General features: G+C 72.3%; 11 protein-coding genes. 10 read left to right on the forward strand and 1 reads right to left on the reverse strand.

Annotated features, from left to right (window positions below; all coding sequences use genetic code 11):
• Nucleotides 1-9 precede the first annotated feature (9 nt).
• From STRTUCAR8_RS18385 to STRTUCAR8_RS18425, 9 genes are all read left to right on the forward strand, one after another.
• Entirely contained in the window at nt 10-2,481 is a 2,472-nt protein-coding gene (locus STRTUCAR8_RS18385) for an ATP-binding SpoIIE family protein phosphatase (RefSeq protein ID WP_044472423.1), read from the forward strand.
• Between the two features lie 200 nt (nt 2,482-2,681).
• Nucleotides 2,682-3,407, forward strand: coding sequence for a class I SAM-dependent methyltransferase (locus STRTUCAR8_RS18390; RefSeq protein ID WP_006377328.1), 726 nt, complete (start codon nt 2,682-2,684; stop codon nt 3,405-3,407).
• 240 nt (nt 3,408-3,647) lie between these two features.
• Complete coding sequence (locus STRTUCAR8_RS18395) at nt 3,648-4,565, forward strand: hypothetical protein (protein WP_044472424.1); 918 nt, start codon at nt 3,648-3,650, stop codon at nt 4,563-4,565.
• Nucleotides 4,566-4,790: 225 nt separating this feature from the next.
• A complete protein-coding gene (locus STRTUCAR8_RS18400; protein ID WP_006377314.1) occupies nt 4,791-5,624 on the forward strand; it encodes a M55 family metallopeptidase in 834 nt (277 codons plus the stop codon).
• A complete protein-coding gene (locus tag STRTUCAR8_RS18405) occupies nt 5,617-6,921 on the forward strand; it encodes a M20/M25/M40 family metallo-hydrolase (protein ID WP_006377316.1) in 1,305 nt (434 codons plus the stop codon). The genes STRTUCAR8_RS18400 and STRTUCAR8_RS18405 overlap by 8 nt, the downstream gene beginning before the upstream one ends.
• A gap of 16 nt (nt 6,922-6,937) precedes the next feature.
• Nucleotides 6,938-8,896 (forward strand): prolyl oligopeptidase family serine peptidase, encoded by a 1,959-nt coding sequence (locus STRTUCAR8_RS18410; protein ID WP_006377324.1) that lies wholly within the window; start codon nt 6,938-6,940, stop codon nt 8,894-8,896.
• Entirely contained in the window at nt 8,893-9,822 is a 930-nt protein-coding gene (locus STRTUCAR8_RS18415; protein WP_006377313.1) for a S66 peptidase family protein, read from the forward strand. Before STRTUCAR8_RS18410 ends, STRTUCAR8_RS18415 begins: the two co-directional genes overlap by 4 nt.
• Before the next feature lie 72 nt (nt 9,823-9,894).
• Nucleotides 9,895-10,149, forward strand: coding sequence for a LapA family protein (locus STRTUCAR8_RS18420; RefSeq protein WP_006377323.1), 255 nt, complete (start codon nt 9,895-9,897; stop codon nt 10,147-10,149).
• A 26-nt stretch (nt 10,150-10,175) separates the two neighbouring features.
• Complete coding sequence (locus STRTUCAR8_RS18425) at nt 10,176-10,775, forward strand: GNAT family N-acetyltransferase (RefSeq protein WP_006377329.1); 600 nt, start codon at nt 10,176-10,178, stop codon at nt 10,773-10,775.
• On the opposite strand, the gene STRTUCAR8_RS18430 is transcribed toward STRTUCAR8_RS18425, so the two are convergent.
• A complete protein-coding gene (locus STRTUCAR8_RS18430; RefSeq protein WP_006377335.1) occupies nt 10,772-11,125 on the reverse strand; it encodes a VOC family protein in 354 nt (117 codons plus the stop codon). The genes STRTUCAR8_RS18425 and STRTUCAR8_RS18430 overlap by 4 nt on opposite strands.
• Nucleotides 11,126-11,247: 122 nt before the next feature.
• On the opposite strand from STRTUCAR8_RS18430, the gene STRTUCAR8_RS18435 reads away from it, so the two are divergent.
• Complete coding sequence (locus tag STRTUCAR8_RS18435) at nt 11,248-11,721, forward strand: phage holin family protein (protein WP_006377322.1); 474 nt, start codon at nt 11,248-11,250, stop codon at nt 11,719-11,721.
• Nucleotides 11,722-11,734 lie beyond the last annotated feature (13 nt).

An 11,734-nucleotide genomic window follows, 5' to 3' on the forward strand; every position in this document is an offset into this window, starting at 1 on the left:
GCCTGCGCCATGGAACGTGGCACCGAGACGGGCGTACCTCCCAGCCGCGGGGCTGGGGAGAGCGCGCCGGCGGAGCACGCCCCGGCGGGTCGTATCCCGCTGGCCGTCGTCGTGGTCGACCGCGAAGGCCTCGTCTCGCACTGGAGCCGGGGCGCACGGCGCCTGTTCGGCGCCACCAAGGAGGAGGCCCTCGGCCGGCCCGCCGTCGACCTGCTGCCCGTCTCCGGAGCCCTTCCCGACCTCGACGACGAGGACACGGCGCCCTACGGGTCGTACGCGGCCTACGACGGCCTCGGGCCCGACCTGGAGTCCTCCCTCGACGGCCGGCTCGCCTACCGGGCGGCCGGCCGCGCCCGTCTCGCGGTGCCCGAGCGTGACGGCGACCGCGTCGACGTGCTGTGGTGGGCCTACCCCCTGGTCGGCCCCGGAAGTGAGCGGCTCCTCGTGCTGGCCGCCGACACCGACGTACTGCGTCAGCAGGACGACGAGGGCGCCGTCGAGCGCATCGCGCCCGGGTTCGCCCTGCACACCGACTTCCCCGGCGCCGACGAACTCGCCCGCAGACTCCCCGAGATCCTGCCCAGCATGAGTGTCGGGGAGAGCGCCCGCATCGTCTCCCAGATCCTCGAACTGGGCTATCCCGTCCTGGAGTTCAGCCAGAACGACCTGATTCCCGTCACCCCCGACTGGGGCGTGCCCCGGCGTGCCGAGCGCAAGGCCCGCCGGGAGCGCGCGGCCCGGGCGGCGCAGGCCGGCGAGGCCCTGCCCGAGGACTTCCAGGACGACGTCGAGGACCTCGAACACGCGGCCGTGCGCGAGCGGCTGGAGTTCCTCAACGAGGTCAGCGGACGCATCGGCACCTCGCTCGACCTGTCCCGCACGATCGTCGAGGTCAGCAAGGCCGTCGTCCCCCGCTTCACGGATGTGGCGGGCACCTATCTGCGCGAACAGGTCGTCGCCGGTGAGGGGTTCCCCGACGGCGTGCCCGACACGACGACGATGTGGCACCGCGTCGCCCTCGAACACACCGACGAACCGGGTCGTTGGGACGACGTCGTACCGGTCGGCGAGGCCATGCCGTTCCCGGCGCACACCCCGTTCTTCCAGTGCATGACCAGCGGTCAGCCCGTGCTCGTGCCGCGCATCAGCGAACAGATGGGGCACATGATCGCCTCGCAGTTCGAGAAGCGTGACATCCGGCCGCTGATCACCGGCCGCTCCATGCTGGTCGTCCCGCTGAAGGCCCGTAACGTCGTCCTCGGCTTCATGATCCTGCTGCGCCACCCGGAGCGCGTCGAGTTCAACGACATGGACCGCGTCACCGGCGCCGAACTCGCCGCCCGTGCGGGCCTCGTGCTCGACAACGCGCGCATGTACACCTACCAGGAGAGCGTCGCCGAGACCCTCCAGGACAGCATGCTGCCGAACATCCCGCCGCGCATGGCGGGCTGCGACATCGCCACCCGCTATCTGCCCGGCACGCTGCTCGGCCGGGTCGGCGGCGACTGGTTCGACTCGGTGAAACTGCCCGGCGCCCGCACCGCCCTCGTCGTCGGCGACGTCATGGGACACGGCCTCAACTCGGCCGCGATGATGGGCCAGTTGCGTACGGCCGTCCAGACCATGGCCGCTCTCGACCTGCCGCCCGCCCAGCTCCTGCGCAACCTCGACGACCTCGCCCAGCGCCTCGGCGACACCTACCTCGCGACCTGCCTGTACGCCGTCTACGACCCGATCGAGGGCGAGCTGCACATCGCCAACGCGGGCCATATCCCACCCGTGCTGGTCCGCGCGGAGGACGGCCGGAGCGAACTGCTCGACCTGCCCACCGGTGCGCCCATCGGCGTCGGCGGAGTGCCCTTCGAGGCGGTACGCGTGCGCGTGCGGCCCGGCGACCGGCTCGTGATGTGCACCGACGGCCTGGTCGAGGTACGCGGTGAGGACATCGGCGTGGGCCTGGCGACGCTCTGCGAGTCCGCCGCCCACCCGGCCGCCTCCATGGACGACGCGTGCGACACGATCATCCGCGCCCTCAACACGCGCGGGGGCCGCAAGGACGACGTGGCGCTGCTGATGGCCCGGCTGAGCGGCATCGAACCGGAAGACGTCGCCGAATGGCGGCTCGCCCCGAACCCGTCCGAGGTCGGCCGGGCCCGTGCGGTGGTCCGCGAGCAGCTCCACGAGTGGGGCCTGGCGCGGCTGGTGGACAGCGCCGAGCTGCTCGTCGGCGAACTGGTCACCAACGCCGTCCGGCACTCGCACGGACATCCCCTCGAAGTGCGGCTCGTGCGTGGCGAGACTCTGCTGTGCGAGGTGGACGACGACGATCACACCCTGCCCGCGCTGCTCAGCGCCGAGCCCCTGGCCGACTTCGGCCGCGGGCTGCGCGTGGTGAGCACACTGGCCCGGGAGTGGGGCGCCAGCCGTACGGGCACCGGCAAGACCGTGTGGTTCGAGCTCACGTTGCCGCGTAGGCGCTGACGCTCCGTCGGCGATGTCGGTGCCCTGTGCTTGGATTGATGTTGCCGCGGGGCCGGGGCGTGCGGGGCGCACACCGGCGTACACCTCTCGAACGAGCCGTGAAGGTATACGCGGTGCGCTTGTGAGCGCAACCGGGGCACGGTAGACCGAACTGGCCCGTCACCTAGGACGGGCAGCCGTCGCACCCTGGGGAGTTGGGCATGAGCGTGACGAGTCGGTACAGGGAGTCCTGGGAGGGCTTCTGGCGCGAGGCCCCTCATGGACAGGGGGCCGTCTTCTGGGACTCGGAGCCGATGCTGACCGCCGGCCTCCACCTCGCCGTCTTCGAACCGCACCTCGCTGACTTCGAGTTGCCCCTCCTCGACCTCGGCTGCGGCAACGGCACCCAGACGCGGTTCCTCAGCGACCGGTTCACCCGGGTCGTCGGCGCCGACCTCTCGTCCGCCGCGATCGAGCGCGCCCGGCAGGCCGACCCGGAGGGCATGGCCGAGTACGAAGTGCTCGACTGCGCCGAGAAGACCGAGGTCGAGGAACTGCACGGAAAGCTCGGCGACACCAACCTGTACATGCGCGGGGTGCTCCACCAGTGCGACGCCGACAACCGGCAGACACTCGTCGACGGCATCGCCACCCTCATCGGACAGCGCGGCCGGGCCTTCCTGGTCGAGCTGTCGCAGGACGCGCGCCCCCTGCTCATGGACCTCGCCCAGCGACCCGAGGGCCCGCCGCCCAAGCTGCGCCCGGTGCTCCAGCACGGAATCGCACCCGGCGAGGTGGCGGACTCGGCGGTGCCCGTGTACCTGAGCGCGGCCGGACTGGAGGTCCTCGCGGGCGGCGAACTCCCCCTCACGACGACGGAGTACACGCCCGAAGGGACCCGGGTGGTGCTGCCCTCGAAATGGGTCGTGGTGGCTCGGCAGCGCTGAGGTGCACGGCGGCCCGGACCGCGAGGCCGACGGCCGCCGTGATCAACCTGATATGTGGCGAACTCGTGAAGGATTGACGGGAGTCGTGAAAGGTGGCCAGAATGCGGATCACTTCGCTGTGTCTGAAGCGAGCGAAGTGATGTGAGTGACCTGGGCGCGTGAGCCTTCGTGGCGTCCGCCCGCGCCGGTCGCTCCGCGCTGGACACACCTCCCACACGTCACGATCCACAGAGGCCCATTTTGTCGAGTTCGCGCCACCCCAGAACTCTTTCCGTCCTCGCCGCAACCGCTTTCGCCGCCGCTGCCGTACCCGTACTCGCGGCGGGCACGGCGAGCGCGACCACGGGCGGGGGGTGCCAGTCCGCCACCGTCCAGTACCGCATCGCCGGCGGTGACTGGACCTCGCAGGGCGGGTTCCATGCCTGGAGCAGCGTTCCCGGCGCCGTCGAGGTGCGGTTGGCCCCGGGCCAGAGTGTCGGGGAAGGCTGCAAGTACCCCGTGTCCCTGGCCGAGTACACGACCGAGGGTCCGAACTGGAACACCTCCGGCCACCAGACGATGGTCGACAAGGACACCGTCTACCTCACCGCCGCCGACGTCGCCGATGCGGGCGGCGCGGAACACGCTTATCAGAAGCTGAGCGTGAAGACCCCGGACTGTTACGGGCAGATCGACCTGTACGGCGACGACATCGCGTACGACGGCCAGACCGGGGAGGGCCACGGTCCTGCTCCCTACCAGCCCGACGGCGTGGTCACCCCGTACCACCTCATAGCCGCCTGGAACGGCGGGGAGAAGCCGTGCGACACCGGCGCCTCCGTGCCGCCCGCCCCCACGCCGTCGGAGCCCGCGCCGAGCACCCCGGCCACGCCGACCACCCCCGCGCCGCCCACGACCCCCGCGGGCAGTGAGCCGCCGGTGGAGACGACCCCGCCGACCACCCCCGACTCCTCCACCACGCCGCCCACCACCCCGGACGTGCCCCCGGCGGAGTCGACGCCGCCCACCAACCCGGCGCCCTCGCCCAGCGAGAGCACCCCGCCGCTGGCGGAGACCGGCGCCGGCGCGCCGGTCGGCCCGATCGCCGGAGTGGCGGCCGTCGTGGTCGCTTTCGGCGCCGGCGCGCTCTACCTGGCCCGCCGCTCCCGCCGCGCCTGACCGGGCGCCGACGGACCACCGTCGTCCCGTAGGGCAGAGATCCGTTCGGCAGCCCCGTCTCCGCAGCGAGGCGGGGCTGCCGCGTCTGCCCGGCGACTGAACGGTTCGGTGCGGAGATCCGTCGAGTTCAGCCGGGAGGCCGAAGGGGAGCTTCCTGGCCGGGACGGAGCCCGGCGCGTAACGTTCGGACAGCGAGCCGCTGACCTGCGACGGGACTGTCTCACGATGAAGATCCTCATCAGCGCCGACATGGAGGGCGCCACCGGCGTCACCTGGCCGGCCGACGTACTGCCGGGCACCCCGCAGTGGGAGCGGTGCCGTTCGATGTTCACCTCGGACGTCAACGCCGCCGTGCTCGGCTTCTTCGACGGCGGCGCCGACGAGGTGCTGGTCAACGAGGCCCACTGGACCATGCGCAACCTGCTCCTCGAACAGCTCGACGAGCGGGTGGAGATGCTCACCGGGCGCCACAAGTCGCTGTCCATGGTCGAGGGCGTGCAGCACGGCGACGTCGACGGCATCGCCTTCGTCGGCTACCACGCGGGCGCCGGCATGGAGGGCGTCCTCGCCCACACGTACCTCGCCAACTCCATCACCGGGGTGTGGGTGAACGACGTCCGGGCCAGCGAAGGGCTCCTCAACGCGCATGTGGTCGCCGAGTACGGGGTGCCCGTCGTCCTCGTCACCGGTGACGACCTCGCCTGCGAGGACGCCCTCGGCTATGCGCCCGAGGCGCTGAAGGTCGCCGTAAAGGACCATGTCTCGCGGTACGCCGCCGTGTGCCGGACACCTGCCAGGACCGCGGCCGACATCCGGGCCGCCGCGAAGGAGGCCGCCGCTCTCGCCGTGCGGCACGAGCCCGTCGTCGGCGGCCCGTTCACCGTCGCCCTGGAGTTCGACGCCGAGCATCTCGCCATGGCCGCCACCGTCGTGCCCGGGGTCGCGCGGATCGGTGAGCGGAAGGTGGCGTACACCAGCGGCACAATGTACGAGGGCATTCGTACCTTCAAGGCGGTCACGACGATCGCATCGGCCGCGGTGGAGGAGCAGTATGGCTGACCAGCAGGCGCTCGACGAGGTGGTGTCGTTCACCTCGGACCTGATCCGGATCGACACGACCAACCACGGCGGCGGCGACTGCCAGGAGCGGCCCGCCGCCGAGTACGCCGCCGCGCTGCTCGCGGAGACCGGCCTCGAACCCACGCTCGTGGAGCGGACCAGGGGGCGAACCAACGTCGTCGCCCGGATCGAGGGCACCGACCCGTCCGCCGAAGCGCTGCTCCTGCACGGCCATCTCGACGTCGTACCCGCACAGGCCGACGACTGGAGCGTCCACCCGTTCTCCGGGGAGATCCGCGACGGGGTCGTCTGGGGGCGGGGCGCCGTCGACATGAAGAACATGGACGCGATGATCCTCGCCGTGGTCCGGGACTGGGCCCGGCACGGCGTCCGGCCCCGGCGCGACATCGTGATCGCGTTCACCGCCGACGAGGAGGACAGCGCCGCGGACGGCTCCGAGTTCCTGGCCGCCGAGCACCCGGAGTTGTTCGAAGGGTGCACCGAAGGGGTCGGCGAGTCCGGGGCGTTCACCTTCCACGACGGCGACGGACGCCACCTGTACCCCATCGCCGCCGGCGAACGAGGCACCGCCTGGCTCAAGTTGACCGCCAAGGGGCGCGCCGGACACGGCTCGAAGGTCAACGACAGCAACGCCGTCACCCGCCTCGCCGCCGCCGTCGCCCGCATCGGCGCCCACGAGTGGCCGCTGCGACTCACCCCGACCGTCCGGGCCGCTCTCACCCGACTCGCCGCCGTCTACGGGATCGAAGCCGGCCTGGACGACGTGGACGGGCTCCTCACCAAGCTCGGACCCGCCGCCCGGCTCGTCGAGGCGACCGTCCGCAACAGCGCCAACCCGACCATGCTGAACGCCGGTTACAAGGTCAACGTCATCCCCGGGGAAGCCGTCGCCTACGTCGACGGACGCTTTCTGCACGGCTGCGAGGACGAGTTCCGTACGACCCTCGACGAACTCACCGGCCCCGACGTCACCTGGGAGCTCCACCACCGATCGGTTGCCCTGCAGGCGCCCGTGGACTCACCCACGTACGCCCGGATGCGCGCCGCCGTCGAGGAGTTCGCGCCCGAGGGGCTCGTGGTGCCGTACTGCATGTCCGGTGGCACCGACGCCAAGCAGTTCTCGCGGCTCGGCATCACCGGATACGGATTCGCACCGCTGAAGCTGCCCGAGGACCTCGACTACCAGGCACTCTTCCACGGTGTCGACGAGCGAGTCCCGGTCGAGGCGCTGCACTTCGGCGTCCGGGTGCTCGACCGGTTCCTGCGCACGGCCTAGGGGAGTGGGGAAGACAGTGCGGACACTGCCGTACGGAGCGTGGCTCTCGCCCATCGACGCGGAACTCGCCGCCGAGCACGACGGGTCGCCCGATCAGGTGGGCTTCGTCGGCGACGAGGCCTGGTGGACGGAACCCCGGCCCACCGAGGGCGGCCGGCGCACCCTGGTGCGGCGCCACGCGGACGGCACCCAGGAGTCGGTCCTGGACGCGCCGTGGAACGTGCGCAGCCGGGTCATGGAGTACGGCGGTCATCCCTGGGCCGGCGTCATGCGCGACGACGGCCCGCTGGTCGTCTTCGTCAACTTCGCCGATCAGCGGCTTTACCGCTTTGAGGAGGGCCAGGAACCGCGCCCGCTCACGCCGTTGTCCCCGGTCGGCGGCGGACTGCGCTGGGTGGAGCCGCAGTTGCGCCTTGAACTCGGCGAAGTCTGGTGTGTCATGGAGGAGTTCACCGGGGAAGGACCCACCGATGTGCGGCGGGTGCTCGCCGCCGTGCCGCTGGACGGGTCGGCCGCCGAGGACGAGGACGCGGTGCGTGAACTCACCGACGACCGGCGGAGGTTCGTCACCGGCCCGCGCATCTCGCCCGACGGGCAACGTGCCGCCTGGCTCGCCTGGGACCACCCGAGCATGCCGTGGGACGGGACCGAGCTGATCGTCGCGGAGGTGTCCTACGAGGGCGTTCTGCGCGACGCCCGAGCCGTCGCCGGAGGCCCCGACGAGTCGATCGCGCAGGTCGACTGGGCGAGCGACGGAGCCCTGCTGTACGTCAGTGACCGCTCCGGCTGGTGGAACCTGTACCGGGACGACGTGTCCGTGTGTCCCCGCCCCGAGGAGTTCGGCGGGGCGCTGTGGAAGGTCGGCCAGCGCTGGTTCGCCCCGCTGGACGGCGGCCTCGTCGCCGTCGTGCACGGGCGCGGGGCTACCACGCTCGGCGTCCTGGACCCCGAGACCGGCGACGTCGTCGACGCGGCCGGACCCTGGACCGAGTTCGCGGCCACCCTCGCCGTGCACGGGGAGAGGGTCGTCGCCGTCGGGGCGAGCCCGCGCAGTGCCTACGAGGTGGTCGAGCTGGACACCCGTACGGGACGGGCCCGGGTCATCGGCGCCGCCCATCACGACCCGGTGGACCCCGTGCACTACCCAGAGCCGCAGATCCGCACCTTCACCGGCCCGGAGGGCCGGGACATCCACGCGCACATCTATCCGCCGCACCACCCCGGGTACACCGCGCCCGACGACGAGCTGCCCCCGTACGTCGTGTGGGCGCACGGTGGGCCGACCGGGCGGGCGCCGCTCGTGCTCGACCTGGAGATCGCCTACTTCACCTCGCGGGGTATCGGCGTCGCCGAGGTCAACTACGGCGGATCAACCGGGTACGGTCGCGAGTACCGTGACCGGCTGCGCGAACAGTGGGGTGTCGTCGACGTCGAGGACTGCGCGGCCGTCGCGCTCGCCCTCGCCGAGGAGGGCACCGCCGACGGTGCCCGGCTCGCCGTCCGGGGCGGCAGCGCGGGCGGCTGGACCGCGGCGGCCTCCCTCACCGGCACCGACGTCTACGCCTGCGGCACGATCCTCTACCCGATCCTCGACCTGGCGGGCTGGGGGTCGGGGGAGACCCACGACTTCGAGTCGCAGTACCTGGAGTCCCTGGTCGGCCCGCTCGCCGAGGTCCCGGGCCGCTATCTGGAACGCTCGCCCGCCGAGCACGCCGCCGACATCACCGCGCCGTTCCTGCTGCTGCAGGGGCTGGACGACGTCATCTGCCCGCCCGTGCAGTGCGAGCGGTTCCTCGCCCGGCTCGCGGCGGAGGGCCGGCGAGTGCCGCACCGCTACATCGCGTTCGAAGGGGAGGGGCACGGATTCCGGCGCGCGGACACGACCGTACGCGTCCTGGAGGCCGAACTCTCCCTGTACGCACAGGTCTTCGGGCTCACCCCGCCCGGCATCCCGACCCTGGAGCTCGTCAAGTGAAGCCACTGGTAAGGCCGTCGAGGCTCGCGCCGGGTGCCCGCGTCGCCGTCGTCGCGCCCAGCGGACCCGTGCGTGAGGAGCGGCTGCAGTCCGGGCTCGACCTGCTGCGCGGCTGGGGCCTCGACCCCGTCGTCGCACCCCATGTCCTGAACCGGCACGGGGAGTTCGACTACCTCGCGGGTACGGACGCCGGCCGCGCCGCCGACTTCCAGGCCGCCTGGTGCGACCCCACGGTCGACGCGGTGCTGTGCGCCCGGGGCGGCTACGGCGCGCAGCGCATGGTCGACCTGCTCGACTGGGACGCGCTGCGGGCGGCCGGGCCCAAGGTGTTCGTCGGCTACAGCGACATCACCGCCCTGCACGAGGCGTGCGCGGTCCGGCTGGGACTCGCCACACTGCACGGTCCGATGATCTCCGCCGTCGACTTCCTCAAGAACGCGCGGACCCAGGAGCATCTGCGGGCCACGCTGTTCGATCCGGAGTCGGTACAGGTCGTCACCGCCCTGGACGGCGGCGGGCCCCTGGTGCCCGGGCGGGCCCAAGGTGTCACCCTCGGCGGCTGCCTGATCATGCTCGCCACCGAACGGGGCACCCCGCACGCCCGGCCCGGTGCGCGCGGCGGACTGGTCATGATCGAGGACGTCGGGGAGAGCGCCTACCAGATCGACCGGACCCTCACCCAGCTGCTGCGTACCGGCTGGCTCGACGGCGTCGCCGGGATCGCGCTCGGCTCGTGGGAGCGGTGCGGCCCGTACGAGGGGCTGCGTGCCGTGTTCGCCGACCGGCTCGGCGGGCTCGGGGTGCCGGTGGTGGAGGGGTTCGGGTTCGGGCACTGCGAGGGGGCGCTGACGATCCCGTTCGGGGTGGCGGCCGAACTGGACGCGGACGCGGGGACACTGACGCTGGAGGAGCCGGCGCTGCGCTGAGCGGCGCGGCCGTCACCCGTCCGGCGTACCTCCGGGCGCGCGGGAAGCCCCGGCTCGGCCCATGCTGGCCTCATGAGCCCGAAGACCTTCGACAGCGGTGGCAAGGCCGGTGGCAACGCGGCCGGCACGCGGGGGCTGCTGACGCCGGTCAGGGTCGCCGTCGGGGCGCTCGCCCTGCTCGCCCTGATCTTCATCTTCGAGAACACCCGCGCCACCAGGATCCGGCTGCTGATCCCCGAAGTGACCATGCCGCTGTGGATGGCGCTGCTCGGCACCGCGGTCATCGGCGCCCTCTGCGGGGCCTACTTCATGCGGCGCCGGAGATGAACAGGGGCCGCGCGTAAGGTGACTGGGTGTCTGAGCGCAATGAGTACCTCGCCGAAGGGCCCCGCGTGGGCATACGTCCGTTCACCTACGAGGACGGCGCCGAGTTCGTCGGCCGGGTGCGCGAGAGCCGGGAACTGCACCACCCCTGGCTGGCTCCGCCGTCGAGCCCGGACGCGTACGCGGCGTACGCCGGGCGGCTGATCGAGGATCCGACGAAGGCCGGGTTCCTCGTGTGCGAGAAGGACGACGGTGACGGCGCCAAGGCTGGGGCCGTCGCCGGGTTCGTGAACATCAACAACATCGTCCAGGGCGGCTTTCTGTGCGGCGCCCTCGGTTACGGGGCCTTCGCGCACGCTGCCGGGCGGGGGCTGATGGGCGAGGGACTCGGTCTCGTCGTGCGGTACGCCTTCGGGCCGCGACTGCGGCTGCACCGGCTGGAGATCAACGTGCAGCCCGGCAACGCCGCCTCGATCGCCCTCGCCCGGCGCTGCGGTTTCCGGCTGGAGGGCTTCTCGCCCGGCTTCCTCTACATCGACGGCGCCTGGCGGGACCACGAACGGTGGGCGATCACCTCGGACATGGTGAAGAAGCAGCCGGGAGTACGTCTGCCGGCCGGCAGGCGTTAGCCGCTCGTGCGGCGGTCCGCGTACTCGTACACCGAGCCGTCCGGATGCAGTGCGATCAGGTTGCGGCCCGCCGGAGTGGCGAGCGGGCCCGCCAGGACGCGGGCGCCCGACTCCGTGAGGACCCGGTGGGCCTCGTCGACGTCCGTCACCGCGATCGTCGCCACGATCTTGCGCAGCACCTCCAGCTCGGCCTCGGGGCCGCTCATCAGCAGGAAGCAGCCGACGGCGGCGACGGAGACCCCGCCGCGCTCGAAGCGCTGGGCTCTGCCGCCCGCCAGCCGCTCGTAGAAGGGGACCGCGGTCTCCAGGTCGTCGACGCAGACGCGCAGCGTGGCTCCCAGAATGTCCATGGGAACGAGGGTAGTTGGGGTTGGCCGAAAGGGAGATCGTTTCCGCCGGTCCCCGGCACGGGCCCGGCGGGCGCCGGGGTGCCGCGGCGTTAGGCGGGCGGGCCCCGGGGTACCCGGCGGTCATGGACCGCATCGATCACCTGGAACATCTCGACAAGCATCTGGTCGACGAGCTTGCGCAGGTGGCGCGCGAGGCCGTGCGCGACGAACTGCGTGAGCAGACCCGCAAACAGCGCCGCACGGCCGCGCTGTACGCCACGTCGGGCGCCGTCGCCCTGTACGCGGGCGCGGCGCTCGCGCTCGCCCTGGGACTCGCCCTGGCGACGGGGCTGCCGGACTGGGCCGCCGCCCTCGTCACGGCGGCGATCCTCGGTGCCCTGGCCTACGCCCTGCGCAACATGGCCCGACCGGGCCCGTCGCGTACACACCCCCCGGCCGGCAGCGTCGGCGCCGCCGCCGACCCGCCGGCCGCCGTGCCCCCGAGCGGGTTCGGCGCTTCCGTTCCGCCCGTTCCCCCGGCCGCGCCGAACGTCGCCGCGCCCGGCACGCCCGCCCGGGGCGACAACGACCCCGAGGGGCCGCACCACCGGGCTTGACCGGCACGGCGAC

This window comes from Streptomyces turgidiscabies Car8 (assembly GCF_000331005.1).
In the GTDB taxonomy this organism is placed as follows: Bacteria; Actinomycetota; Actinomycetes; order Streptomycetales; family Streptomycetaceae; genus Streptomyces; species Streptomyces turgidiscabies.